23 protein-coding genes are annotated in these 25,518 nt (G+C 61.2%); 13 read left to right on the top strand and 10 right to left on the bottom strand.

Features of this window, described 5'->3' with window-relative positions; translation table 11 throughout:
- Positions 1 to 67: 67 nt before the first annotated feature.
- Positions 68 to 1,261: an enoyl-ACP reductase FabV gene (gene fabV / locus HX869_RS21485; RefSeq protein WP_003218863.1), complete on the bottom strand. Its 1,194-nt coding sequence runs from the start codon at positions 1,259 to 1,261 to the stop codon at positions 68 to 70.
- Between the two features lie 385 nt (positions 1,262 to 1,646).
- Between fabV and HX869_RS21480 the strand changes: the two genes are divergently transcribed.
- Together HX869_RS21480 and ppnN are read left to right on the top strand one after the other, a co-directional pair.
- Positions 1,647 to 2,471: an aspartyl/asparaginyl beta-hydroxylase domain-containing protein gene (locus HX869_RS21480; protein WP_177008102.1), complete on the top strand. Its 825-nt coding sequence runs from the start codon at positions 1,647 to 1,649 to the stop codon at positions 2,469 to 2,471.
- 147 nt (positions 2,472 to 2,618) lie between these two features.
- On the top strand, positions 2,619 to 3,992 hold the full coding sequence (gene ppnN / locus HX869_RS21475; RefSeq protein ID WP_088424477.1) for a nucleotide 5'-monophosphate nucleosidase PpnN: 1,374 nt from the start codon (positions 2,619 to 2,621) through the stop codon (positions 3,990 to 3,992).
- 1 nt (position 3,993) lies between these two features.
- Here ppnN and HX869_RS21470 read toward each other — a convergent pair whose 3' ends face one another.
- Complete coding sequence (locus tag HX869_RS21470; protein WP_003218870.1) at positions 3,994 to 4,386, bottom strand: RidA family protein; 393 nt, start codon at positions 4,384 to 4,386, stop codon at positions 3,994 to 3,996.
- A 98-nt stretch (positions 4,387 to 4,484) separates the two neighbouring features.
- Between HX869_RS21470 and HX869_RS21465 the strand changes: the two genes are divergently transcribed.
- The 3 genes from HX869_RS21465 to HX869_RS21455 all read left to right on the top strand — a co-directional run bounded on the left by HX869_RS21465 (position 4,485) and on the right by HX869_RS21455 (position 5,640).
- On the top strand, positions 4,485 to 4,799 hold the full coding sequence (locus HX869_RS21465; protein ID WP_178903612.1) for an AbrB/MazE/SpoVT family DNA-binding domain-containing protein: 315 nt from the start codon (positions 4,485 to 4,487) through the stop codon (positions 4,797 to 4,799).
- The gene (locus tag HX869_RS21460; RefSeq protein WP_003218874.1) at positions 4,796 to 5,191 is read left to right on the top strand and encodes a PIN domain-containing protein; all 396 of its coding nucleotides are present in this window, start codon (positions 4,796 to 4,798) and stop codon (positions 5,189 to 5,191) included. The genes HX869_RS21465 and HX869_RS21460 overlap by 4 nt, the downstream gene beginning before the upstream one ends.
- Positions 5,192 to 5,265: 74 nt before the next feature.
- The gene (locus tag HX869_RS21455) at positions 5,266 to 5,640 is read left to right on the top strand and encodes a hypothetical protein (RefSeq protein ID WP_168197525.1); all 375 of its coding nucleotides are present in this window, start codon (positions 5,266 to 5,268) and stop codon (positions 5,638 to 5,640) included.
- A gap of 15 nt (positions 5,641 to 5,655) precedes the next feature.
- Here the strand turns inward: HX869_RS21455 and HX869_RS21450 are convergent, their stop codons facing one another.
- Positions 5,656 to 5,985, bottom strand: a complete 330-nt coding sequence (locus HX869_RS21450) for a YXWGXW repeat-containing protein (RefSeq protein ID WP_023659079.1) — start codon at positions 5,983 to 5,985, stop codon at positions 5,656 to 5,658.
- A gap of 160 nt (positions 5,986 to 6,145) precedes the next feature.
- A complete protein-coding gene (locus tag HX869_RS21445; protein WP_178903611.1) occupies positions 6,146 to 7,045 on the bottom strand; it encodes a DMT family transporter in 900 nt (299 codons plus the stop codon).
- A gap of 97 nt (positions 7,046 to 7,142) precedes the next feature.
- Between HX869_RS21445 and HX869_RS21440 the strand changes: the two genes are divergently transcribed.
- Entirely contained in the window at positions 7,143 to 7,991 is an 849-nt protein-coding gene (locus HX869_RS21440) for a LysR substrate-binding domain-containing protein (RefSeq protein WP_178903610.1), read from the top strand.
- Here HX869_RS21440 and HX869_RS21435 read toward each other — a convergent pair.
- Positions 7,988 to 8,884, bottom strand: coding sequence for a LysR family transcriptional regulator (locus tag HX869_RS21435; RefSeq protein ID WP_173406091.1), 897 nt, complete (start codon positions 8,882 to 8,884; stop codon positions 7,988 to 7,990). The genes HX869_RS21440 and HX869_RS21435 overlap by 4 nt on opposite strands.
- A gap of 97 nt (positions 8,885 to 8,981) precedes the next feature.
- On the opposite strand from HX869_RS21435, the gene HX869_RS21430 reads away from it, so the two are divergent.
- On the top strand, positions 8,982 to 9,635 hold the full coding sequence (locus HX869_RS21430) for an NADPH-dependent F420 reductase (RefSeq protein ID WP_008437644.1): 654 nt from the start codon (positions 8,982 to 8,984) through the stop codon (positions 9,633 to 9,635).
- A gap of 85 nt (positions 9,636 to 9,720) precedes the next feature.
- Here the strand turns inward: HX869_RS21430 and mqo are convergent, their stop codons facing one another.
- Positions 9,721 to 11,367: a malate dehydrogenase (quinone) gene (mqo, locus tag HX869_RS21425; RefSeq protein WP_178903609.1), complete on the bottom strand. Its 1,647-nt coding sequence runs from the start codon at positions 11,365 to 11,367 to the stop codon at positions 9,721 to 9,723.
- Between the two features lie 437 nt (positions 11,368 to 11,804).
- Here mqo and HX869_RS21420 point away from each other — a divergent pair, with 437 nt between their 5' ends.
- The 6 genes from HX869_RS21420 (at position 11,805) to HX869_RS21395 (ending at position 17,646) form a co-directional block, all read left to right on the top strand.
- Positions 11,805 to 12,383: a fimbrial protein gene (locus HX869_RS21420; protein ID WP_003218890.1), complete on the top strand. Its 579-nt coding sequence runs from the start codon at positions 11,805 to 11,807 to the stop codon at positions 12,381 to 12,383.
- Between the two features lie 67 nt (positions 12,384 to 12,450).
- A complete protein-coding gene (locus tag HX869_RS21415; RefSeq protein WP_003218892.1) occupies positions 12,451 to 13,146 on the top strand; it encodes a molecular chaperone in 696 nt (231 codons plus the stop codon).
- Between the two features lie 41 nt (positions 13,147 to 13,187).
- On the top strand, positions 13,188 to 15,764 hold the full coding sequence (locus HX869_RS21410; RefSeq protein WP_178903608.1) for a fimbria/pilus outer membrane usher protein: 2,577 nt from the start codon (positions 13,188 to 13,190) through the stop codon (positions 15,762 to 15,764).
- Between the two features lies 1 nt (position 15,765).
- Positions 15,766 to 16,677 carry a fimbrial protein gene (locus tag HX869_RS21405; RefSeq protein ID WP_256736780.1) on the top strand — a complete coding sequence of 304 codons (912 nt, stop codon included), beginning with the start codon at positions 15,766 to 15,768 and terminating at the stop codon, positions 16,675 to 16,677.
- Positions 16,678 to 16,687: 10 nt separating this feature from the next.
- Positions 16,688 to 17,155: a fimbrial protein gene (locus tag HX869_RS21400; protein ID WP_003218898.1), complete on the top strand. Its 468-nt coding sequence runs from the start codon at positions 16,688 to 16,690 to the stop codon at positions 17,153 to 17,155.
- Positions 17,152 to 17,646 (top strand): fimbrial protein, encoded by a 495-nt coding sequence (locus HX869_RS21395; protein WP_003218900.1) that lies wholly within the window; start codon positions 17,152 to 17,154, stop codon positions 17,644 to 17,646. The genes HX869_RS21400 and HX869_RS21395 overlap by 4 nt, the downstream gene beginning before the upstream one ends.
- Here the strand turns inward: HX869_RS21395 and HX869_RS21390 are convergent, their stop codons facing one another.
- The 4 genes from HX869_RS21390 to HX869_RS21375 all read right to left on the bottom strand — a co-directional run bounded on the left by HX869_RS21390 (position 17,647) and on the right by HX869_RS21375 (position 25,348).
- Positions 17,647 to 18,294, bottom strand: coding sequence for a response regulator (locus HX869_RS21390; RefSeq protein WP_017477281.1), 648 nt, complete (start codon positions 18,292 to 18,294; stop codon positions 17,647 to 17,649).
- A 28-nt stretch (positions 18,295 to 18,322) separates the two neighbouring features.
- Complete coding sequence (locus tag HX869_RS21385; RefSeq protein ID WP_178903607.1) at positions 18,323 to 21,220, bottom strand: ATP-binding protein; 2,898 nt, start codon at positions 21,218 to 21,220, stop codon at positions 18,323 to 18,325.
- Between the two features lie 124 nt (positions 21,221 to 21,344).
- Complete coding sequence (locus tag HX869_RS21380) at positions 21,345 to 22,544, bottom strand: EAL domain-containing protein (protein ID WP_003218906.1); 1,200 nt, start codon at positions 22,542 to 22,544, stop codon at positions 21,345 to 21,347.
- Positions 22,541 to 25,348, bottom strand: coding sequence for an ATP-binding protein (locus HX869_RS21375; protein ID WP_134325968.1), 2,808 nt, complete (start codon positions 25,346 to 25,348; stop codon positions 22,541 to 22,543). The genes HX869_RS21380 and HX869_RS21375 overlap by 4 nt, the downstream gene beginning before the upstream one ends.
- Positions 25,349 to 25,518 lie beyond the last annotated feature (170 nt).

The following is a 25,518-nucleotide window of genomic DNA, read 5'->3' as shown; positions in this document are numbered from 1 at the left end:
CCGCAGTCTGGCATGACGCGCACAAAAAAGCGGCCCCTGGAGGCCGCTTCTTCGTTACCGCAAGCGCTTAAGCCTGAATCAGGCCCTTGATCTTCACGGTCGGATTCACGTCAGCGTCGTAGTCCACGCCATCGATCTCGAAACCGAACAGGCGCAGGAATTCCGCCTTGTAGCCGGCAAAATCGCTGATCTCGTTGACGTTGTCATCGGAGACCTGATTCCACAGGGCCGCTACCGCGTCCTGAACCTTAGGCTCAAGTTCCGCGAGGTCGGCGCGCAGGCGGCCGTCGGCGTCGAGCTTGGGCTCTTTGCCATACAGGCTGTCCTTGAACAGGCCGTAGACCTGCTCGATGCAACCTTCGTGGGTGCCCTGCTCTTTCATCACTTTAAACAGCAACGACAGGTACAGCGGCATGATCGGGATCGCCGAGCTGGCCTGGGTCACTACTGCCTTGAGTACCGACACACGGGCGTCGCCTTTCAGCGCCGCGAGGTTTTCGCGCAGGGTCAGGACTTTCTTGTCCAGGTCCTTCTTGGCTTCGCCGATGGAGCCGTTCCAGTAGATGTCCTGGGTCAGCTTCTCGCCGAGGTAGGTGAACGCAGTGGTCTTGGCGCCTTCGGCCAACACGTCGGCGTCACGCAGGGCGTCGATCCACAGCTGCCAGTCTTCGCCGCCCATGACTTTCACGGTGCCGTCGATTTCTTCCTGGGTGGCCGGTTCGAGGGTGGTGTCGACCACGACGCCCTTGTCGGTGTTGATGCCGCGCAGGGTCACAGCCTTGCCGATCGGCTTCAGGGTGGAGTTGTGCACCACGCCTTGCGGGTCGGTACGGCGTGGCGCGGCCAGGCTGTAGACCACCAGGTCGATCTTGCCGAGGTCTTTCTTGATGGTTTCGATGGTCAGGCGCTTGATCTCGTCAGAGAACGCATCGCCGTTGATGCTCTTGGCGTACAGGCCTTTTTCCAGCGCAAACTTCTCGAAGGCGGCGCTGTTGTACCAGCCGGCAGAGCTGAGCTTGCCTTCTTCGCCTTCTTTCTCAAAAAACACGCCCAGGGTGTCGGCGCCGCAGCCAAAGGCAGCGCTGATGCGCGCGGCCAGGCCGTAGCCGGTGGAAGCCCCGAGGACCAGCACCTTTTTCGGGCCGCCTTCAATGGCACCGTGTTCGGTCACGTAGTCGATCTGCTCTTTGACATTCGCTTCACAGCCAACCGGGTGAGCGGTCACACAGATAAAGCCACGAACCCGCGGTTTGATGATCATAAAATTTCTGCCTCTTCCAAGGTGCCGAAGGCCAATGGTGGCCATTACAGCGTCAATCGTACGGGTCTATGACGCCCGGAAAACCGAAGCGTCACGATAGTCGCAAATCTTCTGTTCACAAAATGCTATCCGCAACACCGCCAGCCTGGCCATCCGCCGAGGCATTTTAGGGGGGACAGCGGTAAAAATCTGTGCAGTGACTTCACAAATTTCCAGCATTTAAAACGCCACGTGAGGGCGATAACACCCTATCATGACCATATTATTTCGATATGTTTCAGCTCGGGCATGATGCCCACGGGTTGACTGACGCCTTTGCCTGGCCTGCCAGTCAACCGCGGACGGTTTTGAAGCAATCGAAGACCGTCCGATGGAGCCCAGTTTCATGAGTAAGAGTGTCATCCGCAAACGCCTGGCGTCCGCCGCATGGGTCCTTGGCGTCTTGCTGTTCATTTATTGCTTCCCCAAGACCACCCTGGTGTTTCTGCTGCTGGTGGTGTTCTGCGGCCTGTACGATTTCCTGCGCAATGGCCTGTACGACGGCGCGACCATCAAAAAGTATTTCATCGGCAACGGCCGCAATACCTGGTTGCTGGCGCCGTTCAACACGCTGTTTGACCTGTTGAGCCAGCGCAATCGCCACGTTTATAAAATGAACGACCTGCCGCCCGCCTGGCGCGAAGACCTGCAAAAGGTGATCGACGACGCCATGGCCAACAAAGACGAGATCATCCAGTACCTGGACGAGCGCATGGCCGAGAAAAAACGCGGCATGCTGTTTTTCCAATGGTACGGCCGCCCGATCGAGACCACCCTGGATATCCCGCAACTGCGGGAAAAACTGCCCTACGTGAAAACCATCGGCGTGTCGGTATTCAACGAAAACCGTTCCACCTCGTTTCACTTCGGCCCGCTGCGCATGATGTTCCGCGTGCTCTACAACATGGCACCGGCGCCCCATCACGACGGCGTCTACATCCAGGTCGGCAAGCACAAACACTACTGGCACGATGATCCACTGTTTATCTTCGATGACACGCTGATGCATGCCTCCTTCAACAAGAACGACGCCAAGCGCTACTGCCTGTTCATCGACATCGTGCGACCGACCCTGGTGCCGTCCGTGCTCAACGGCCTGATCGCGGCCTTTGCCGGAGCAGTCTTTACCCTGCGTCGGTTTTTCTACAAAAACTGGAAGCTGATTCAGTAACTTCTGCGGCATGATGGTGCGCGACGGTGTTTGCGCTCGGCTCCAGTGCCGGGGAAAATGCCAGTCCAATGCGACCGAAAACGGCGCGCACTATCCTCAAGCCACTGGCCATGCCTGGTCCGGTGGCTGTGCTTTCAGGGAATCAGAATGCCCCAAAGACAAGTCATCAATGCCTCCGTAAGCCCTAAAGGCAGCCTTGAAACGCTGTCGCAACGTGAAGTCCAGCAACTGAGCGAAGCCGGTACCGGCAGCATCTACACCCTCTTCCGTCAATGCGCCCTGGCCATCCTCAACACCGGCGCGCACATCGACAACGCCAAGACCATCCTCGACGCCTATAAAGATTTCGAAGTGCGCATCCACCAGCAGGACCGTGGCGTGCGCCTGGAACTGTTGAATGCACCGGCTGACGCGTTCGTCGATGGTGAAATGATCGCCAGTACCCGGGAGATGCTGTTCAGCGCCCTGCGTGACATCGTCTACACCGAAAACGAACTGGACAGCCAGCGCATCGACCTGAGCAGCTCCCAGGGCATCACCGACTACGTGTTCCACCTGCTGCGCAACGCCCGCACCCTGCGCCCGGGCGTCGAGCCGAAGATCGTGGTGTGCTGGGGCGGGCACTCGATCAATACCGAAGAATACAAATACACCAAGAAAGTCGGCCACGAACTCGGCCTGCGCAGCCTCGACGTGTGCACCGGCTGCGGCCCCGGCGTGATGAAAGGCCCGATGAAGGGCGCGACCATTTCCCACGCCAAGCAACGCATTACCGGCGGGCGTTACCTGGGCCTGACCGAGCCGGGGATCATCGCCGCCGAGGCGCCGAACCCGATCGTCAATGAGCTGGTGATTTTGCCGGACATCGAAAAGCGCCTGGAAGCCTTCGTGCGCGTCGGCCACGGCATCATCATCTTCCCGGGCGGCGCCGGCACCGCCGAAGAGTTCCTGTACCTGCTGGGCATCCTGATGCACCCGGACAACCGCGACGTGCCGTTCCCGGTGATCCTCACCGGGCCGAAACACGCCGCGCCGTACCTGCAACAGTTGCACGCGTTCGTCGGCGCGACCCTGGGCGAAGCGGCCCAGGCTCATTACCAGATCATCATTGACGACCCGGCTGAGGTGGCACGGCAGATGACCGCCGGCTTGAAAGCGGTCAAACAGTTCCGCCGCGAGCGCAACGACGCGTTCCACTTCAACTGGCTGCTGAAGATCGACGAGGGCTTCCAGCGCCCGTTCGACCCGACCCACGCCAACATGGCCAGCCTGCAACTGAGCCACGCGCTGCCGCCCCATGAACTGGCGGCCAACCTGCGCCGGGCGTTCTCGGGGATTGTGGCGGGCAACGTCAAGGACAAGGGCATCCGCCTGATCGAGCAGAACGGGCCGTATGAGATTCATGGCGACCCGGCGATCATGAAACCGCTGGATGAGTTGCTGAAGGCGTTCGTAGAGCAGCACCGGATGAAACTGCCAGGCGGCGCCGCCTACGTGCCGTGCTACCGCGTGGTGCAGTGAGTCAGCGCTGAACCGCTACGCACTTGATCTCCAGCAGCAAGCCCGGGTTGGCCAGTTCTGATACGCCAATGACCGTCCAGGCGCACAACCCGCGAGGGAACAGGCGGTTTTTCACTTCACGGAAAACCGCCATGTGCTCGCTCATGTTCACGTGGTAGGTGGTCATGTCGACCACGTCTTCAAACGTACAGCCCCCCTCCTCCAATACCAGGCGCAGGCTCTCCCAGGCGGCGACGAACTGTGCCTCGGGATCGGTGATGACTTCCAGGTGTTCCGTGCGGCCGACCTGTCCTGCGCAGTACAGGGTCTTGCCGACTTTTACCGCCGGGACGTAGCCGGCGCGCTCGACGATGGGGTGCATGGAAGTGGGGATGATGAGGTGGCGGTCGGTCATATGTTGTATCTCTTAAGGCTGGTTTCAGGCGTGTCGACGGGAAACGTTCGGACTATCGTTTTACCTGTTCCGACCCACCCACGCCAGATGAGTAACCTATGGACCAATGGATCTTGCCCTCCACTATTCCTTACCCTAAGGTAAGGAGTATCACGAGAGAGGCTTTCAACATGGCTACCGCCACACTCACTTCAAAAGGCCAAATAACCATTCCCGTTCAAGTCAGGGCCGCACTTGGGCTGAACACTGGCGACCGGGTCGAATTCGTCGAAATGGAAGAGGGCAAGTTTGCGATCATCGCGGCCAGCAAGACTGTGTTGGACCTCAAAGGGCTGATCCGCAAACCCGCCAAGCCCGTCAGCATCGAAGAAATGAACCTGGCCATCGCTGCACAGGGAACCAAAGCACGATGATTGGACTGGATACCAATGTGCTGGTGCGTTACGTCACCCAGGATGATCCCGTCCAATCGCCAAAGGCATCCAGACTGATCGAGTCGCTCACCACTGCCTCGCCGGGTTTTGTCAGCCTGGTTTCAGTAGTGGAATTGGTGTGGGTCCTGCAGTCCAGTTACCAGTCAGCCAAGAGTGAAGTGGTTGCGGTCCTGGAGACGCTGCTGCGTACCCGCGAACTGACCGTAGAGCACGCCGACGTGATCTGGCAGGCACTCCGGCGATTTACAAGCACCAGGGCCGATTTCGCCGACTGCCTGATTGAACGCTGCGCCCACGCAGCAGGCTGTGAATATACGGCGACATTTGATGTCAGCGCGGCCAAGGCTACCGGCATGCGGCGGCTGACCTGAGGCGTCGCGTTGCAGAAGCGTCAAGGCTTTGGTAGAAAATGCCCTTACTGACTTTATCCAGAGACAAGACCAACGTGCGCACGCTTTTTCTCGCCGGCCTGGCATTAACGTCCCCATTGACCCTCGCCGAAGCCATCACCTGGCCCGACCTGCCCGACACCTGCTTCGTCAGCGGCCGTTCCGCTACCAGTCAGGATGTGGATACCGGTTGTGCGGCGTTTCTGATCAATGTGAAGGGCAAGGCGGCAGGCACGCCGATCAAGCTGGATATCCCGCAGTACGCCATGCATGTCGACGAAGGCACCGGCAAGGAAACACCGGTGATCCTCATCCAGGCGGAAGAGAATGGCGATGTTAAAGCAGTAGGTTACAAGGAGCTTGGCACCGGCCAGTTGGGCGCGGCGCTGCTCAGGGAAGTTCGGCTTCTGGGTACGAAGAAGCCGATTTAAGCCATCGGAAAACGGTCAGCGAACCCAACCGCCGCCCTGCCAGTGATAGCCGTCGTTACGCTGCTCCCAATGCGGGTGAACATAACGATAACCTGGCCGTACAGGCTCCCAGTGGCCGTGAACCGCCACATAGCGCCCGCCTTCCCAACGCCAGTAGCCACGCGACCACAGGTAACCTGGCCGCCCTTCGGGCTCGACCTCGATGACCTGCACCGGCGGCGGTTGCGGCGCGACGACTTCTACATATTCACGCTGCACCGGTCGTCGATCATGCACGACCCGCTCCTCTACACACCCGGAAGCCGCGACGACCAAAGCCGCCAATGCCGCATAACGTAACAACATACAGAATCCTCGGGCGTAACCGCCCAGCGTTTATACCGGTAAAAAAAATGCCCCCTTGTTCCAGCCGCGCTCCTGCTTGGCCATAAGACTTTTTAACAGGTGCCAACTGTCAGCTTGCTGAACCCACGGGCAGACAGCAGGTAAAGAAAAACTGACCTTTTCAAGAGGCACAGACTGCGACCGGCTGTTTCAGTCGCACCAGAATCAGCCCGGCCACCACCACGGAGATCCCTGCATACGTCGACGCATGAATCTCATCGCCAAACATCAGTGCCGCCCACACCAGTGTCACGGGAGGCTCCAGGTACACCAATGTCGCCACATGGGTAGCCGTCATTACGCGCAACAACATCCACAGGCTCAGGTAAGCCACGAAGGTAGAGAACACCGTCAGCCAAACGATGGAGATCAATACGTCGGGGGTCCGCGGAATGCTCAGCGTATCGGTGTACAGCACCGCTGCAGCAAAGCCGATCAAGGTCAGCAACGACTGGATAAACAACGCCAGGCTCAGGCCGCCGGAGTCAGTGCGGGCCGCCCGCCGTTCGTACAGCGTGGCCACGGTCAGACCGAGTGCCGACACCAGGGGCAATGCATACATGACCCACCCGACTTCGGCCCCGCTGTTGCGGTATTGCCCGAAGATGACGATCGACACGCCGGCAAAACCGATCATCAACCCCAGCCACTGCCAGCCGCCGCTGCGTTCGGCGTGGCTACCCGATGACAGCGCCGCCGTCATCAATGGCTGCAGGGCCGCGATGATCGCCGCAATCCCCGGCGGCAAACCGTTCTGGATCGCCACGTAGACACAGGTCAAATAGAGAAACTGCGAGAGGAAACCCACCACCGCGTGATGGCGGATCTGTGCCCAGGAAACCTTCAGCAGCCGCACGTTCAAAAACAGCGCCAGGCACAACGATACCAGCAAGAAACGCCAGAACAGCACGTTGAACACGCCATCACTCCGGGTCGCCAGTTTCGCGCCGATAAACCCCGAACTCCACGACAGCACGAACACCGCCTGTAACAGCAACCGCCCCACGGTTGATCGCTTCATTGAGCCTCCGGTTCGATTGATTGACCAAAAGGCTAAGTGCCGCGCATGATTCTGTATATTTGAATAATCTGTACCACTAATCCTTAAAAGTGGAATCATGAGCAAACAACTGAATATTGACCTGTTGCGCACTTTCCACGCGGTGGCCCGCTTCCAGCGATTCAACGAAGCGGCCAATCATGTGCATCGCAGTGCCTCGACGGTGACCACGCAGATCCAGAAGCTCGAAGACCAGGTCGGCCAACGCCTGTTCAGCCGCAGCAACCAGGGGGTTGAACTGACGATGTACGGCAAGAAACTCCTGGGCGAAACCACCGAATTCCTCAAGAGCCACGACCGCTTGCTGGCCTCCCTCACGCCGCAACGCATGCAGGGCAAGATTCGCCTGGGTTTGCCTGATTCTTACGCGCCAGACTTCATGCAGGAGTTCCTGCCCCGCCTGGTCGCCGACAACCCATTGCTGGAACTGGAGGTAGAAGCGCGCTCCAGTGGCGAACTGCTCACGCTGTTCGCCAGCAGGCAGCTGGACCTGGCCCTGATTGTCAGCGCCCAGCCGTTGGAACAAGGCGAGCGCCTGGGAGAAATCCAGCCGCTGTGGGTGGCCGCCGAACACTTCAGCTGCCCACCGCAGGCGCCACTGCCGATTGCCGTGCAACTGACAGGTTGCCCTTATCGCACTGCAGCGATTCGAGCGCTGAAGGAGCACGGCACTTACTATCGGGTGCTGCTGGAAAGCGCGAGTTCGCCCGCTGTTGAAGCGTGTATCCGCAGTGGCATGGCGGTGGGGTTGGTGGAAGAAAGCCGCATGGGTAAGGGATTGACGCGCCAGATTGCTGGAGCTGAACTGCCGCCGCTGCCGCTGCATCACCTGTACCTGCTTGGCGACAGCAGCAACCTGTTGGCACTGCATCTGTATGAGCAGGTCAAGGCCGGCTTCAGCGTCTAGGGTGGTCCGAAACGCAACAGCACCGCATCGACAAATCGCCGCAGCTTGGCGGTGCGCTGGCGATTCGCGGTGTAGAGCAAATGCATCTGCCGACTTGGCGCCTCATAGTCCGGCAGCACTCGCACCAACTCACCGCTCTTGAGCGCCGAGCGTAAGAAATCCTCAGGCCCCAGCACAACCCCGAAACCATCCCGCGCGGCCGACATCAAGGCCCGGCTTTCATTCACGTGCAGGCGGCTGGCGACCTGGGCCTTGTGCAGGACGGCGCCTTGGTAGAACGACCATTCGCGATCAGCCGGACGTGACCAGTAGGCGTATCCCAGGCACTCGTGGTGTTCAAGGTCAGCGGGCGTCAGCGGCGTGCCGCGCTCGGCCAGGTATTTGGGTGCCGCACAGACCACCAGGCGGTAGGGCTGCAGCGGCCGGGCGGTGAGGCTGCTGTTCGCCAGCGGGCCGATACGGAACGCCACTTCGTAGCCCTCCTCCACCAGGTCGACAAACCGGTCGGTCAGGTGCAGGTCGATTTCCACCTCGGGGTTGTCGCGTAAAAATTCGGTCACCAGTGGCATCAGGCTGTAGGAGCCAAAAGTCACCGGGGCGCTGATCTTGAGCTTGCCCCGTGGTGTGTCATTCATGATCTGGGCGAGGGAGTCTGCGGCCTCTGCCTCTGTCAGGATATGTTTGCAGCGCTCGTAGTACGCGCTTCCCAACTCCGTCAGGCTTTGCCGGCGTGTGGTGCGGTTGAGCAGGCGTGCGCCCAGCCGCCGCTCCAGCGCCGCCACATGCTTGGCTACCATCTGCGGCGACATTCCCAGGCGTTCGGCAGCACGGGCGTAGGACCCCAGTTCGGCAGCCATCACAAAGGCACTCATGCTTGAAAGGCGGTCCATCATTCACAACTCCGAGTAACAACACCAAGACCAGAACGGCCATTTATCCTCATCCAGTAGCCAATCATCATAACGTCTCTCTCAACTCAGGAGCACCGACATGAAAATTGGCATCATCGGAGCAGGCTTTATCGGACGCGCCGTTGCGCAGTTGGCGTTGGCGGCCGGCCATGAAGTGATGTTGAGCAACTCCCGCGGCCCGCAGTCGATGAGCAGCGTGCTGAGTGGCATTCGTGGGGTTCAAGTGGGTACTGCGCAAGACGCCGCGCAATTTGGCGAACTGGTCCTGCTGGCGATTCCGTTCGAACATTACCGCAGCGTGCCGGCGCAGTGGCTGGAAGGCAAAACCGTGATGGATGCCAACAACTACTACCCGAACCGCGACGGCCATATTCCCGTGCTCGACCGCTTTGAAACCACCACCAGCCGGTTAGTGGCCGAGCACCTGTCGCAATCAAATGTGGTAAAAGTGTTCAACGCTATCCTGGCGCCGGACCTGACCCAGGATGCTCGCAGCCGCGGCGCACCCGACCGACGCGCGCTCCCGGTCGCGGCGGATGACCCGGCAGCCAAGGCGCAAGTCATCGCCCTGCTGGACGAGATCGGCTTCGACGCAGTAGATGCCGGTGGGCTGGATGAGAGCTGGCGGTTTGAACGCGCCAAGCCGGCGTACTGCATACCTCTGGATAAAGAGGGACTGAAGGCAGCGTTGGCAGCTGCAGAGCGGCAGGTCGAAGTACCCGCTCATTGGTGACACCTGCAAAAAAGCCCGCTGACCGTCACCGGTTCAGCGGGCTTTTTACGTTGCGCAGGCCCTGAATCAGGACCTCACCAACGTCTTACAGCGCGAGGTCAGAAGCTGGCTTGCTCGGCTCAGCCGTAGGCTTTGCAGCCTCGGTGGCTTTCGGAGCAGTCAGCTGCGGAATCGCAGGTGGAGGCGTCAGCTGCAGAATGTTGGCGGTGTAGGCCCATTCTTTAGCCACAGCTTCAGGGCTGTCGTTCAGCTTGGTGCCGTAGCTAGGCACGATCTGGTGCAGCTTTTCCTGCCAGGCCGGGGAAGCAACCTGTTCCTTGAACACTTTCTGCAGCACGGTCAGCATGATCGGAGCCGCGGTGGACGCGCCTGGCGATGCACCCAACAGGCCGGCGATGGTGTTGTCGGCGGAGCTGACCACTTCGGTACCGAGTTTCAGGACGCCGCCCTGCTCTTCGTCACGCTTGATGATCTGCACACGCTGACCGGCCTGCCACAGGCGCCAGTCTTCTTTCTTGGCGTTCGGGAAGTACTCTTGCAGCGCCTTGAAGCGGTCGTCATCCGACAGCATCAGTTGGCCGGCGAGGTACTCGACCAGTGGGTATTCGCGGATACCGACTTTGGTCATTGGCCAGATGTTGTGGGTGGTGGTGCTGGTCAGCAGGTCCAGGTACGAGCCTTCTTTCAGGAACTTGGTCGAGAAGGTAGCGAATGGGCCAAACAGAATCACGCGCTTGCCATCCAGCACGCGGGTGTCCAGGTGCGGAACCGACATCGGCGGTGCGCCAACGGAAGCTTTACCGTAGGCCTTGGCCAGGTGCTGCTCGGCAATCGTTGGGTTATCGGTGACCAGGAACGAACCGCCAACAGGGAAGCCCGCGTATTCCTTGGCTTCAGGAATGCCCGACTTCTGCAGCAGGTGCAGTGCACCGCCGCCCGCGCCGATGAACACGAACTTGGCGTCGGTTTCAGTCTTGGTGCCGTCTTTCAGGTTCTTGTAGCTGACACGCCAGGTGCCATCGGCGTTCTTGGTGATGTCCTGCACTTCGCTCGACAGTTTCAGGTCGAACTTCGGCGTAGTTTGCAGGTGAGCGACGAACTGGCGCGTGATCTCGCCGAAGTTCACGTCCGTACCGATCGGGGTCCAGGTGGCCGCGATTTTCTGGTTCGGGTCACGCCCTTCCATCATCAGCGGAACCCATTTGGCGATTTGCGCCGGGTCCTCGGAGTACTGCATGCCGGCGAACAGCGGGCTCGCCTGCAGCGCTTCGTAACGCTTCTTCAGGAACTTGATGTTGTCATCGCCCCACACGAAGCTCATGTGCGGAGTGGAGTTGATGAACGAACGCGGGTTCTTCAGGACGCCCTGCTGAACCTGCCAGGACCAGAACTGACGGGAGATCTGGAACGCTTCGTTGATCTCGACCGCTTTCGGGATCTCAACGTTGCCGTTCTTGTCTTCCGGGGTGTAGTTCAGCTCAGCCAAAGCCGAGTGACCGGTACCGGCGTTGTTCCAGCCGTTGGAGCTTTCTTCGGCCACGCCATCGAGGCGCTCGACCATCTCCATCGACCAATCCGGTTGCAGCTCATTGAGCCACACACCCAGGGTTGCACTCATGATGCCGCCGCCGATCAGCAGCACATCGACTTTCTTTGCCTCTTCCGCGTGAACGGAAGTGATCCCCATCGACAAAGCCAGCCCCAGCAGGGCAGTGTTTACTTTTTTAAACATCAGTAGCACCTATGATAAAACGCCATCCGCCCCACTGCCCCTGATCATGGGCAACCCTCAATCACGCTGCGCCAGGCAACGCACCGCGGGGTGTGCACATTCATTCGGGGACCGCAGGGTGGGCACACAAGGCCGACGTATCGACCTCACTTTTATGTCCCTTCTGCGCTGACTTCTTATCATTATTGGCTTCAGCTACCTGGGCGCCAGCTAACCACCGGGACGTATACGGGTGTACGTACTCGATAGAGGCTAGACCAAGATGGCGCGCAGAATATCACGCTCGGCGCCTTATATGGACTCAGCGGTCGGGCGGCCATCAGTTCGCCAGTTTTTAAGATTCGTCTCATGTGCCTCTAAAACACAGCATTGCACTATGGATTGGCTTACCTGACGGGTAGGCAGACAACCTTCCTTCTCTTAAAAGAGGCACTGCAATGCTGAACAAACTGAGCCAACTCACCCTCGCCTGCGGCGCTTGCTGGTTGCTGGCCGGCACCGCTCAGGCGGCGGACGGGCAGATCGAATTCACCGGTTCCGTCACCGATAACGCCTGCACCATCACCACCGGCGACGTGAACAAGTCGGTGACTCTGGACCCGGTGCGCATCGCTGACTTCGCGCCCACCGTGGGTTCGGTGCTCACCGATAAAGCTAAGCCGTTTTCCATCAGCCTGGACAACTGCAGCACCGCGACCCGTAAAAACGTCGCGATCACCTTCAGCGGCCAGCAAGACGCCAGCGACCCGACATTACTGGGCCTGACCGGTGAAAACCAGGTGCGCGGCATCGCGATCCAGATCACCGACTCCCGTAACGGCAACAAACTGCCACTGAACACGCCGACCGCCGATTACGACCTGCGTGCACAGTCCAATACCTTCGACTTTACCGCTGCCTACGTGCGCACCGTCGCCGACACCACCACCGGTGAAGGCGACGACGCGGTGACCACCTCCGGCATCAGCACCGGTCAGGTGCACGCGCTGGCCAGCTTCGACGTTACCTACAAGTAATTGCTCGTCAACACCGTGGGCCAGGCGTTCGCGCGCCGGCCCGCGGGCTTCCGGAGGTCCCCCTGTCATGCGTTTGAAAGTCTATCTTCTGCTCGCCCTGCTGCCGCTCTGGCACAGCGCCGCCAACGCCGCCGTCACCGTCGGCGCCACGCGACTGATCTACGACGGCGCTTCCAACGAAGCCAACCTGAGCGTCAGCAACCGCGACGACACCTCGCCTTACCTCGTGCAGTCCTGGGTCAGCCACTTCGGCAGTGGCAACGAGGAAAGCGTCGATAACTTTATCGTCACGCCGCCGCTGTTCCGGCTGGATGCCGACAAGGAAAATATCCTGCGCATCATTTTTACCGGTGGCCCAGAAGTGCCCCAGGACCGCGAAAGCCTGTTCCTGATGAACGTCAAGGCAATCCCGGCCATGAGCGACGATCAAAAAGGCAAGAACGTGCTGCAGATCGCGCTCAAGACCACGATCAAACTGTTCTACCGCCCGGCCGGCCTCAAAGGTTCGCTCAAGGACGCGGTGGCGCAAGTGAACTGGAAGGCCCAAGCGGGTGCATTGGCCGTCAATAACGCCTCCAAGCTGCACGTGGTGGTCAGCGAACTGAAGCTCAACGGCCTGCCGATCACCCAGGCGCCGGATGTGCTGCGCCCAGGCGAAGCGCGTGAGCTGCCGATCCAGGCAAAGGCCGGCGATGAAGTGCAACTGAGCTACATCGATGACTACGGCAGCATCGTGACCGCCCCCGTCATCCGCATTCACTGATACCCACGCGACAACCCCGGAACGCCTTTTCAGGAACGACCATGCTCCGTTCATTCCCATTCATGCGCCGTCGGGCCGTGAAGGCTTTCGGCTGCCCGCTCGTGGCCGCCGCCGCCTTGCACCTGGCCCCCGCACACGCCGGCTACGAGTTCGATGCGTCGTTTCTCGAAATCGGCGGCGGGCAGAGTTCGGCCGCTGTGAAACAACAGGTCAGCGCCATGAGCGACGGCCAGTTGCCGGGGATTTACCGGGTGGATATCCAGCTCAACCAGCGCTCGATCGAACAGCGTGATGTGCGTTTCATCCGCGCCACCGGCACCCAGGAACGCTCGAGCACCGGCCTGTTCCCCTGCCTGGATGTCGAGTTCTTCCGCGCCCAGGGCGTGGCCGACACGGCCCTGCAAAACCGCACCGACGCCGACCCCACCTGCATTGCGTTCGATCAGGGCCTGGCCGGCGTGAGCTACGACTACGACTTCAACCGCCAGATCCTGTCGATTGAAATCCCACAGGCCTACCTGGGCAGCATCCCTTTTGAAGTGCGCCGTCGGCAATGGAGTAACGGCGAACAGGTGGCCTTCACCAACTACAGCTTCACCGGCAGCACCGTGGAGTCCGATACCGGCCGCCGCCAGGACCAGTTCGGCAGCCTGAGGAGCGGCGTGAATGCCGGGGCCTGGCGCCTGCGCAATTTTTCGACCTGGCAAAAAGGCAGCACCACGCCCGGGCGCTGGGAGTCGCTGGAAACCTACGCCCAGCGCGACATGGGCAATATGATGGCGATCGCCACCCTGGGCGATTCCACCACCGAAGGCGACCTGTTTGACGCGATCCCCTATCGCGGGCTGGGCATCGCCTCTGATCTGGACATGCTGCCCGACCAGGCCCGCGAATTCGCCCCGGTGATTCGCGGCATTGCCAATGGCCGCTCGCGGGTGATCATCCGCCAGCGCGGCTATGTGATCCATGAGCAATGGGTGCCGTCGGGGCCGTTCGCCTTGACCGACCTGTACCCCACCGCCAGCAATGGCGACATCGAAGTCACCGTGGAAGGCCCGGACGGCCAGCGCCAGGTCTACACCCAGTCGTTCTCGTCGGTGCCCTACATGCTGCGCGAAGGCCAGCAAAGCTATTCGGTATTCGCCGGCCAATACCGCCCGGCGCAATCGTCCTTTGTGCAGCAAACCCCAACATTTATCCAGGCCTCCCTACGACGCGGTTTGAGCGGCAGCACCACGCTGTTTGGCGGCAGCCTGCTGAGTAATCAATACAACGCCGGCCTGCTGGGTTTTGCCCACGACTTTGCCGGCTTTGGCGCGATCTCGGTGGACGTGACCCACGCCCGCAGCGACGCCGTGGGCCGGGAGAAAACCACGTCCAGCGGCCAGTCGTTTCGCTTTCGCTATTCCAAGTCCCTGGCGGCCACCGACACCAACTTCAGCCTGATCGGCTACCGCTACTCCACCGGCGGCTACTACTCGTTCAACGAAGCGCTGAACAGCCGCAGCACCGAGCAAACCCTGGACACGTACCGCAGCGGCCACATGAAAAGCAACTTCACCGCCAACGTGTCGCAACAATTGGGCGGCTACGGCGGGGTCTATGCCAACGTGTCGAAAACCGCCTACTGGGACAAGAGCAAGGCCGACACCTCGATCCAATTGGGATACAGCGCGAGCGTCGGGGACATTTCCTACTCCCTTGGGCTGGGCCTGAACAAAGGCGCCAACAGCGACGACCGCAGCCTGTCCCTGAGCATCAGCATGCCCCTGGGCGGCACGCGCAGCCAGCGCGTTACGGCCAACATGAACCAGAGCGTGCGGGGCTCGGCATCACGCACCGCGACCCTGAGCGGCAACGCGTTCGAGGACGATACGCTGGCCTACAGCGCGGGTGTGTCGCAGCAAGTCAGCGGCGCGCAACGCCAGACCGGCGGCACCTTCGCCGCGCAATACGACGCGCCCAACGCGATTGTGCGCGGTGCCTATAACGAGACCACCGGCAGCCGCCAACTGGACATGGGCGTCGAAGGTTCGGTGGTGGCGTATGGCAGCAACCTGATGTTCAGCCAGCCATTGGGCGAAACCAATGTGATCGTCGCCACACCGGGCGCCGCCGACGTGGGCATCAGCAACAAGCGCGGTGTGCGCACCAACAGCAATGGCTACACCGTGGTGCCGCAGGCCCTGCCCTATCGCAAAAACCGCGTGTCGCTGGACACCCAGTCGATGCCGTCTGACGTCGACATCGCCGAGCCGGTGCAGGAAGTCACGCCAAACCGCGGCGCGTTTGTACTGGCCGACTTCGACACCCGGCGCGGCCAACGCATCCTGTTTCGCATCAGCGACACCCTTGGCGAAGCAGCGCCGTTTGCCGCCCGCGCCGAATTGTTTGCCCCGGATGGCCGCGCCCTCGGCAACACCCTGGTGGCCGACAAAGGCCGCGCGTTCCTGAACGGCGTGCCGCCCGAGGCGCGGTTGTTGGTCAGCGTCGACGGCCAGCCGTGGTGCAGCCGTGAATTGAAGCTGGACGAAACAGCGCCTGCCGACGGCGGCATCACCCAAATGAATATTCAATGTGAGCGCGCGGCCGGTGGGTCGGGTGCCAAGGATTCCTGACATGATCGTTAAAGCAACACATAAGGTGCGTGGACGGCTGATGCTTGCGCTGTTGTGCGCAGTATTGAGCTGCCTTTCACAACAGGCGCAAGCGTTGGTCGAAGGGAATCTCAACTGCACAGTGCCAGGCGTTCCGAGCGGCGGCTACACGTTTACACCGGGCCAGGCGATCAGGATCGTCTTCGAGGGCACGTGCACCGTTCGCCGCGCATTCCCCTATTCAGCCGGTTTAAATACGCGAATCAACTACATGAGCGGCCCGAATCAAGCCCCGTTGAGATGGTCCGACCCGTATAACAACATCTATTTATACGATCTGGATATCGGCCAATACAGCCGCAATTGCCTGGGCGGCTACTGCCGGCCTCTACCCCTTAATACTGTGGTGCCTTACCGCTACATTCTGGTGGGCACAGCACCCCAAACTGCAGGCACACGTTGGATAGGGGTGTTGCTGGGCGTTACCTCGGAAAACTGGCTGGGTTATGGCGAGTGGTTTCTTAACACAGGGTTTTCATACACCGTAGTCCCGCCTGCCTGCAGCCTGAGTTCACCCGGCAGCGTCAACCTGCGCTTCGGCTCTATCAGCAACAGCGACCTCAATAACCAGATGCAGTCGACCACAGTGTCAATTAAATGCTCGGCGCAGATGCGAGCCAACGTCTACCTGCTTCCAAACCAGACGGTAGTCAGCCCTACTACCGGTGTGACGCGCACCTCGCTGGCAGGTTTGAACATGCAGGCGCTGTGGACCGACACCCTGAACCCGGTGAACTTCACTACCCCGCGCTTTATGCAGTTACGCGTGGGCAGCAATGACGTAAACCTGAGCTTCAAGCCACAACTGGCGGCCGGGCAATCACCGACGGGTGCGTTTCAGAGCCAATACACGCTGAACATCGACTATCAATGAGGGCCTTGCCATGAAAACTCCACTGCTCGCCCTGATGCTGCTCAGCAGCACCGCTCACGCTGCCGACGTGGTGAATATCACCGTCAGCGGCACCCTCACCCGCCCACCGTGCGTATTGAGTACCGGCACAACCCTGACCGCCGCATTTGGCGACGTGCGTACTGACCAGGTGGCGACCACCGGCACTGTGGAAGTGCCGGTGCGCTTGAAGTGCTCGTCGGGTTCTTCGCTAAATGTCAGCTTCACGTCCAATAACGGCACCTACACCTCCACCGTGGCCAAGACCACGGCGGATAACCTCGGTGTGTCGTTGCTGTGGGCGGACAACACGGCGGCAAACCTCAATGGCACCGTCAAGAAATACACCAACCTCAGCGGCGACGTGGATATCAGCCTCAAGGCGCAACTGGTCGAACGCGGCACGCTGGCGCCGGGCGCGTTCACCTCGTCGATGGTCATGACCCTCAATTACCTATGAAAGCGCTCGCCTGGATGCTGCTGGCCGTAGCCAGCACCGCCCTTGCGCAAGCGGCGGAGGAAGCGCAGATCGACGTCAGCGGCAAGCTGACCGCACCGCCGTGCACCGCAAGGTTTCCGAGTACGCAACAGGTGGACCTGGGCAAGGTCAACCTCAACCAGTTGGCCGACGGCAGCACCGTTGCCACCGATGTGCCGCTGGTCTTCGACTGTCAGGCGGGCGCTCAGGTCGAGCTGAGTTTGTCGGCGGGCATGGCCCGGGCCCTCACCGTCAGCCCGGTGCTGCTCACCAATCTCCCATCCCTGGGGTTGCAGGTGCAATTGCGTGACAAGACCGACAAGCCGGGGATCGGCCTGGGCCAAACCGGCACCTGGCCGGTAGAAGACGAACCGTTGGCGCTGACCCTGCGCGTCAAGCCCGTGTCCCTGGGCGAGCTGCCCGAGGCGGGTAGCTACAAAGCCACCCTGTTGATGCAGATGACGTACCGCTGATTACTGAAACTGCCGGGCTTCGATGCAATAGGTCAGCAGCGCCTGGTCACTGTCCACCTCCAGCTTGCGCATGGCCGAAATCTTCTGCGCGCTGACGGTCTTGTTGCTGCGGCTCAACTGCCGCGCGATATCGCTCACGCTCATGCCCGTCACGAATAAACGCAGCACTTCCATCTCCCGTGGCGACAGGCTCTGGAAGCGCGCCTGCACCTGGGTCACATTGGCCAAGACCGAAGTCGCGGCGGGCTCCGGTGCGCGGTAACTGCGCTGGGCACTGATCGCGCCGAGGGCCTTTTCGATCTCGCCGTGCAGGTGGTTCTTCTGGATCACCCCGGCCACACCCAATTCCTGCAAGCGGGTGAGAATCAGGCTGTTGGAAATCATGGTCAGCACCAGCACCTGGGTCGCGGGAAAGTGACGCAGGATGTACTCGATCAGCTTCAACCCATCGCCATAGGTGTCGTCACCCGGCATGTTGAAATCGGTGATCAGGACTTGCGGCCGGTGCTTGCGCAACTGCTCGATCAGTTGACTGGAACTGACCGCCTCGCCCACCAGGCTGTAGCGTGAATCACGCTGCACAATTTCGCGCACGCCCACCAGTACGATCGGGTGGTCATCGGCGATCACAACGTTCATTTCTCGCATTCTTTATCTTCCTTGTAATGGGCTTTCATCAAGTTTGCGACTCTGCCAGCAAGCACTGCGCAACCGCTGTAAGCCGTGCGCACACGCCTCGAATCTGCGTGGTGGCGTATGTATCCAGCGGTGCGTCGTACAGGGTGTTCTCCCATGCCTGACAAGCGCTGGACAGTTCCCCGGCACGCACACTGGCCAGCGCGCCGTTGAGGCTGTGCAAACGCTCACGTACGAGGGTGGCATCGCCGGCCGTCAGGCCTTGTTCGATCTGCTGCACATCCACCAGCAACGTGTCGGCCATCAGTTGGCGCATGGCCGGGGAAAGCTCGATCCAGCCTTCGCGGTCCCGGTCCACCTGCACCACCGGCAAGGCCGTGGCTCGCCGGCAGTGCGCCATTAACGCCTGGCGCAGCATGCTCAGGCTCAGCGGTTTGACCACCCACGCGTTCATGCCCACCGCCAGGCAACGCTCGCCCTCCTCGCGCAGGGCATTGGCGGTGACGCCGATGATCGGCACCTGGACGCCTTGTTCACGCAACGCGCGGGCCAGGTCGTAGCCGTTGAGGCGCGGCATATTGATGTCGGTGATCACCAGGTCGAACGGCTGCGAACCCCAGATTTGCAGCGCATGCTCGCCGTCACGCGCTACGGTGGGGTGGGCGCCAAGGGCCTCGAGCTGTTCTTGCAGCACGGCCTGGCTGACCGGGTTGTCTTCGGCGACCAGCACGCGCACGTTCAGGCACGGTGCGTCCAGGCACGGCGGCATCGGCGGTTGTTCCGCAGAGGGCAGGGTTTCCTGAAGCACCGGCAAGGTGATGAACAGCGAAAAACTGCTGCCCAACCCTGGCTCGCTGACCACGCGCATGCTGCCGCCCATCAACTCACTCAAGCGCGAGCAGATAGACAGGCCCAGGCCGGCGCCATTGCCGTCCTGGTCGCCCGCTACCTGATAAAACGGCTTGAACAACTGGTCCAGCGCCTTTTCCGGAATGCCCACGCCGGTGTCAGTGACCTGCCATTGCAGGGTCACTTTATCGTCAAGTAGTTGCTGCACCATCAGGCGCAAACGCACGCGCCCGGAGTCGGTGAACTTGATCGCGTTGCCCAGCAGGTTATGCAGGACCTGCCGGATGCGGCCAGCATCGCCAAGCAGTTGCGGCGGTAGCAGCGGGTCGATCTCGGCATCGATCTGCAAGCCTTTATTGCGCGCGGTCGCGCTGAACGCCAACACCGATTCCGCCACCAACTGGCCCGGGCTGAACGGCGCCGCTTCCACGGCCATTTGCCCGGATTCGATTTTCGATACATCCAGTACGTTGCTGATCAACTGGAACAGCACAGTGGACGAACCCTGGATAATTTCCAGGTAGTGGCGCTGGCGCTCGCTCATGTCGGTCAGGGCCATCAGTTCCAGATTGCCGAGCACGCCGTACAGCGGGGTGCGGATTTCATGGCTCATGGTTGCCAGGAACACGGTTTTGGCCTCGTTGGCTTCGGTGGCTTCCTGGCGCGCCTGGGTCAGCAACTGGGCTTCGTCCACGTGTCGGGTGATGTCGGTGCAGCCGCAGAGGAACACGTCCTCACCTTCGTACCGCGCCGCCACCACCACGACCTGCAAGTACCGCCCCTCCACCGCCAGGCACATCTCGCCGGGGGTGTCCGGGCCATCGTTGGCCTTGAGCACGTCGAGCAGCGGTGCGGTGCCCTGCAATTGCAGCGCGCGCTGGTTTTCCAGGAGTAACTGGTGATCGCTGCGGCGCACTACGCACAATCCCACCGGGGCGTTGTGCAGCATGATGCGGTTGAATGCCTCGCTCTCGAACAGACGCTCCTGCGCGCGTTGCGCCGGGCTGACGATGCGGGTCTTGTACCAATGGTTGATCCACCAGCCCAGCAGCACGGCCGCCAGAAACGTCAGGCCAAGGCCCAGCAGCGGCCATTTGGCGTAGCGCAGGAAATCCTGATAGCTGATGGCGTACAGGCCGGTCCAGTGCTCGCCACCCTCGCTGAGCATCTTGAAGCGCAAACCCTGGCTGTTGAAGCTCAGGCCCAGGGGCGCCATGTGTTCATCGCCGAGGCTGCCGAGCAACACGTCGCCCTGGGGCGAGATCAGGGTGAACTGGTTGTAGACCGACAGTTGCAGTACTCGCTCGATTTCGTCGACCTGCGAGGTGTCCACCACCGCCGCCAGCGTGAGCAGGCCCTGAGGCTGATTGGCCGGCAATACGGCGGCAGGCGCGTCGAGGCCGATCATCGCGACCACGCTGCGGCTGTTCTGGTACAACTGCGGCGGCGCACGCATCCAGCGCACGCGGCTGTCGGTCAGCAGGAGGCTTTGGCTCTGTTGCAGTTGCTGCAAGCGGCTCACCACGTCGCGGTACTGCTCGCGCAACAATGGCTGGTGCTGGCGCAAGCCGCCCACGCCGGGCACGGCCAGGCTGGCGACGGCATTGGGGGTGAACACGAACAGCTGCGGCGAGGCGTAAAACGAGCTGGCCCAGTAGCCGCCGTAGTAGTCAGTCAGTTGCACGCCAAACGCCAGTGCCCGGCGCGTGTCATCCGCCGAGAACGTCTCGGCGTGGGACAAGGTGAAGGGTAGCGACATCGCAAACCCCTTGGCCTGCAACACCACCTGCCCGCCTTCGTGCTGCAACTCCACCACCGAGGTCGACTGCACGGCCGGCAGCGGCGGCGCGTTGCTGCGGCTGTAGCCACTGGCCACGTTGCGCAGGAACGCCTCGTGCTCATGGATGATCTCCACCACGCGGGCGAAGTGGAACTCGACCTTTTCCTGTTCAGCGTCGAGCAACCGCGACACCGCCCAATAGCAACTGCTGGACAGCAACAAGGCGAGCCCCGTGAGCAATAACAGGGCTTTGTTCAAGCGTTGAGAGCTTTGCGCCAGCTTGTCCAGGCGCAGACTTGCATGTTTCATCGTCAGTACCGCAGAAGCCTGAATCAGGATATGGGGCCTATGCTTGATCCCGGCATTGGCCAATAACGCCCGGCTGACCGGGCGACCCTTCCTTCGGGCTTCTTGACTGTGTGACCCTGGCCACTCACATAAGTGCTGGCGCAGGGCCATCCTCGATTAACAGGGCGCTGAATTTTTCCGCCGCCACGGCATGGGAGATCAGGAAACCCTGCACCTGATCGCAGCGGATACGCCGCAACACCGCCAGCTCCGCCTGGGTCTCGGCGCCCTCGGCGATGGTGGTCAGCCCGAGTTTGCGGCCCAGCTCGACAATGCTTTGCAAGGCCGACGCCAGGCTTTCGTTCTCGGCACAGCCATGCACCAGTGACCGGTCGATCTTGACCTCGTTGAACGGCGTCGACACCAGGTTGAAGTAGGAACTGAACCCCTTGCCGAAGTCATCCTGCGCCAACCCAAAGCCCATCATGCGCAAGCGACATGCTCCAGCGTAGTAGTTACTGGGCAGCCGTGTGGTGGAGCTTTCCATCAATTCGAAGGTAATTTGCCGGGGTTCGGCGTCGCGGCTTTGCACCTGGGCAAGCAGGCGGTCGACCAGGTCGCTCTGGTCGAGCAAATGCGTGGGCAGGTTGATCGACACCGGCAGCCGGTAACCGAGTTGCGCCCACTGGGCCTGGGCGATGAGGGTTTGGCCGAGAATGCAGGTGAGCAAGCGGGTTTCCAGGTCAAGGCGCTCGATGTCGTCAAGAAACGCGCCGGGCATCAATAACCCTTCCACCGGGTGCACCCAGCGTGCCAGGGCTTCGGCGCCCACGATGCGCCCGTCATGCAGGGATTTTTTCGGCTGGAACCACGCCTGGATTTCACCATTGGCCAAGGCGCGCTCAAGGTTCTCCCGGGCATGGCTGACACCCCGGTGGCAACACGGCGTGCGCGCCTGCTCGGCGAGTTTGTCGAGGCAATCGCGCAGGGTGCGCACCTCGCGTTCGCGCACCGGCTTGGAGATTAGCCCGGCGACGGTCAGGCCGAGGTTCCCGGCCACCTGCCCGGCGCCCACCAACATGCGCCGCGACGCCACGCTCATCAGCGCCAGCGCAGGCGGCGCGTGCATGCGGGCCAAGTGCTGGATCAGTTGCACACCGTCCATCCCCGGCATCATCAAGTCGCTGAGCAGCAGATCGTAGCGCTGTCGGGCCAGGCGTTGCAGCGCGGTGGCGCCATCCCAGACCACATCGACGTCAAACCCGCCGATGGCCTGGAAGACGTTGATCAAGTACTCATGCTGGAAAGGATGGTCTTCCACGATGAGTACGCGATAGGCGCTCAAAGCACCCTCCTCTGATAGCGATGCAGGCACTGGTAGAGGGCGCGCAGGGTGAACGGCTTGACCAGGCAATGATCCATGCCAGCGTTCAGGCAGCGCTCGGCTTCGTCGAGCATCGCGTTGGCGGTGGCCCCGATGATCGGCAGTGAGCAACCCAGGCGACGCAGTTGTTCGGTGAGTTCATAGCCGTTCATGCGTGGCATGTTGACGTCGGTGAGAATCATGTCGAACGCGGTATCACCCCACAATGACAGCGCTTCAATGCCGTCGCCGGCCAGCACCACGCTGCAGCCGAGCTCTTCCAACTGGTCGCGCAGGATCAACTGGTTGATCAGGTTGTCTTCGGCCACCAGCAGGCGCAGGTTGAGGCTGAACTCGGTGGGCTTCTCGCTGATCCTCGGCGACAACAACTCTTCGCTGCCCTGGGCGCGGCTGACCGCGCGGTTGAGCGCCTGCAGGTTGTTCAGGCCGATCTGCCAGGGATAAGCGCCATGCTCGTCGACCGCGGCCATCACCCGCGGCCCGGACCAATGCAGCAACTGGTCGGGCTCGGTCGGGCCGGGATACAGCTCGACCAATACCGCGCCGGGGTCGGCCTCGGCGGACTCCGGCGCACCGAGTTGCGCGCGCGCGCCCCAGCGACGCAACCAGCCGCCAACACTTTCCGCCAGCTCACGCACCGGCGACACCACATACACCCGCTCGCCGAGCAGCGGCTGCGCCCAGGGAGCCTGGTCGTCGTCGTTGACTTGCTCCAGCGGCAAGGTGAAGGAAAAGCTGCTGCCCAGGCCCGGTTCGCTGACCACCCGCAAGGTGCCGTTCATCAAGTGCATCAGGCGCTTGCAGATCGACAAGCCCAGGCCGCTGCCGGCGACCACATTCGCATTGCCGCTGACCTGGAAGAACGGCTCGAACAGGTACCGCTGGTCCTCCTCGGCGATGCCCTTGCCGGTGTCGACTACCTGCCACTGCAACATCGTGCGCTCGCCTTCACGGCTTTCCAGGCGCAGACGCAAGACAATCCGGCCGCTTTCGGTGAATTTCAGCGCGTTGTTCAGCAGGTTATTCAGGATCTGGCGGATGCGTGTGACATCCCCGCTCACGTGGTCGGGCAACTGCGGGTCGAGGCAGGCGAACAACTGCAGGCCCTTGCTTTGGGCGGCGCCTGCGTAGCCCTGGATCACTTCCTGCACCAACTCGATCGGTGAGAACGTGCTGAACTCTAGGGACAGTTGTCCCGCTTCGATTTTCGACACGTCCAGCACATCGCAGATCATTTGCAGCAAGTTCGCCGACGAGCCCTCGATGGCATTCAGGTAGCCACGCTGCTGGCTGTTAAGGTCGGTGCGCGCAAGCAATTCCAGGGTGCCCAGCACGCCATACAATGGCGTGCGGATTTCATGGCTCATGGTTGCCAGGAACAGGGTCTTGGCCTCATTCGCCGCGTCCGCCAGCGTGCGCGCCTGCTGCAGGGCCAACTCCACCTGCTTGCGTTCGGTGATGTCGCTGAAGGCGCAGATCAGCACCTCCTCACGCTGGTAACGGGTTGGCGCGAAACTCAAGTACAGGTGACGACCGTCGGCCATTTGCAGCTCGTCGGTGCTGCTTTGTTCCGACTCATCGAACGCGCGGCGAATCCAGCCGTGACACAGTTGCTGGCGCTCGTGGCCGTTGCCCAGCCATTGCCGGGACAGGGGGTTTTCCAACACTACCTCGCCGTCGCTGCGGCGCAGCACGCACAAGGCCACTGGCGCGATACGAATCACCGCGCTGCTGAATGCCTCACTCTCCACCAGCGCTTCGATGCGATTGGCTGCCGGGATAATCAAACGCTGATCGATGCGCCGCACCAACCGCACCATCAACAAGCTGGCCGCTGCGCACAACAGCAGGCACAGCAGCAACGGCATGGCCAGGCTGGGCAACAGTGAACTCAGCTCCAGGCTGTAGACGATCTGCCACTGGGAGTAACCCAGGTGCTTGCGAATGGCCAAGCGATCCGGCAGCCAGCGGCTGCCTTCCCAACCAAAGCTGGCCGTGGCGTGATACTGGCGCAGCACCTGCGCAGCCGAGGGTTGATGAGGCGTGCTGCTGAAAATCAGCTGCCCGGCGCCGTCAAGCAACATGAAGTCCCCGGCTTTTTCATGCTGCAGGGCGTTGATCAGGTCCGGGCCGTCCACCTCCAGCCCGAGCCAACCCGACGTGGGGCTACGGTCGTCGAGGCGGGTGAAGATGTATAGCGGTGAATCCAGGCGGCTCTGCTCAGTCAGCCACAACTCATCGCTGACCGAGACCTTGCCGGTGTCCACCGCCATCAACCGCTGCAATACCGGCTGCGGCACATTCTCCGGGGCCGCCCCAACGGTAAACAGGCGCTCCACCACCGGCTCGGCGCGCTGCGCGACGTAGATCAGGTTGACCTGGTTGACCTGCAGGTAATCAAGCAGGCGCCTAGTCAGCCAAAGGCTCCAGATATTGCCCGCCTCGCCCAAGGTGATGTGCAACTCTTCGGCCGGCACATTATTGAGGTTGCCCACGGGTGGCGTGACATGACGAACCGTCGACAGGCCGAGGCTTTTGAGCAGCGTCTGGCGGCTGACAAAAAAACTCTGCGCATCGGAAATCGCCTCATTCATATAACTGCGCCGTAGCGAAATTTCCTCATTCAACGCCGCACGCAAGTAGCTGTAGGCACCCACATACACGCCGAGCACCAATGCCAGGGCAAACAGCCGCAACAACTTGCGCGCGGCCTTGGGCGTCGAAAAAGAAGAGTCGAGTGGTTGCAGGAAATGTTTGAGCTTCATCGCCAAAAGAGTAAGCGTGGCGAGAGGGTAGTTGAATAAGACGGATCTCAAAGCCCCGCACTGCTTGCGCCGATGGAACTCTCGCGCAACACGCTGTTCTAGACACCTTCGTCGCTGCTTGCGTAGCATCGGCGGCTGTCCTTCGTGCACTTCATCAAACAGAGTTACCC

The sequence above is a fragment of the Pseudomonas sp. P7779 genome (assembly GCF_013386315.1).
In the GTDB taxonomy this organism is placed as follows: Bacteria; Pseudomonadota; Gammaproteobacteria; order Pseudomonadales; family Pseudomonadaceae; genus Aquipseudomonas.
This window is presented reverse-complemented; position numbering and strand designations above follow the sequence as displayed.

Coding starts and splice junctions, on each gene's coding strand:
- fabV (WP_003218863.1), bottom strand. CDS start 1,261: ATGATCATCAAACCGCGGGTTCGTGGCTTTATCTGTGTGACCGCTCAC.
- HX869_RS21480 (WP_177008102.1), top strand. CDS start 1,647: ATGAGTAAGAGTGTCATCCGCAAACGCCTGGCGTCCGCCGCATGGGTC.
- ppnN (WP_088424477.1), top strand. CDS start 2,619: ATGCCCCAAAGACAAGTCATCAATGCCTCCGTAAGCCCTAAAGGCAGC.
- HX869_RS21470 (WP_003218870.1), bottom strand. CDS start 4,386: ATGACCGACCGCCACCTCATCATCCCCACTTCCATGCACCCCATCGTC.
- HX869_RS21465 (WP_178903612.1), top strand. CDS start 4,485: ATGGACCAATGGATCTTGCCCTCCACTATTCCTTACCCTAAGGTAAGG.
- HX869_RS21460 (WP_003218874.1), top strand. CDS start 4,796: ATGATTGGACTGGATACCAATGTGCTGGTGCGTTACGTCACCCAGGAT.
- HX869_RS21450 (WP_023659079.1), bottom strand. CDS start 5,985: ATGTTGTTACGTTATGCGGCATTGGCGGCTTTGGTCGTCGCGGCTTCC.
- HX869_RS21445 (WP_178903611.1), bottom strand. CDS start 7,045: ATGAAGCGATCAACCGTGGGGCGGTTGCTGTTACAGGCGGTGTTCGTG.
- HX869_RS21440 (WP_178903610.1), top strand. CDS start 7,143: ATGAGCAAACAACTGAATATTGACCTGTTGCGCACTTTCCACGCGGTG.
- HX869_RS21435 (WP_173406091.1), bottom strand. CDS start 8,884: ATGATGGACCGCCTTTCAAGCATGAGTGCCTTTGTGATGGCTGCCGAA.
- HX869_RS21430 (WP_008437644.1), top strand. CDS start 8,982: ATGAAAATTGGCATCATCGGAGCAGGCTTTATCGGACGCGCCGTTGCG.
- mqo (WP_178903609.1), bottom strand. CDS start 11,367: ATGTTTAAAAAAGTAAACACTGCCCTGCTGGGGCTGGCTTTGTCGATG.
- HX869_RS21420 (WP_003218890.1), top strand. CDS start 11,805: ATGCTGAACAAACTGAGCCAACTCACCCTCGCCTGCGGCGCTTGCTGG.
- HX869_RS21415 (WP_003218892.1), top strand. CDS start 12,451: ATGCGTTTGAAAGTCTATCTTCTGCTCGCCCTGCTGCCGCTCTGGCAC.
- HX869_RS21410 (WP_178903608.1), top strand. CDS start 13,188: ATGCTCCGTTCATTCCCATTCATGCGCCGTCGGGCCGTGAAGGCTTTC.
- HX869_RS21405 (WP_256736780.1), top strand. CDS start 15,766: ATGATCGTTAAAGCAACACATAAGGTGCGTGGACGGCTGATGCTTGCG.
- HX869_RS21400 (WP_003218898.1), top strand. CDS start 16,688: ATGAAAACTCCACTGCTCGCCCTGATGCTGCTCAGCAGCACCGCTCAC.
- HX869_RS21395 (WP_003218900.1), top strand. CDS start 17,152: ATGAAAGCGCTCGCCTGGATGCTGCTGGCCGTAGCCAGCACCGCCCTT.
- HX869_RS21390 (WP_017477281.1), bottom strand. CDS start 18,294: ATGCGAGAAATGAACGTTGTGATCGCCGATGACCACCCGATCGTACTG.
- HX869_RS21385 (WP_178903607.1), bottom strand. CDS start 21,220: ATGAAACATGCAAGTCTGCGCCTGGACAAGCTGGCGCAAAGCTCTCAA.
- HX869_RS21375 (WP_134325968.1), bottom strand. CDS start 25,348: ATGAAGCTCAAACATTTCCTGCAACCACTCGACTCTTCTTTTTCGACG.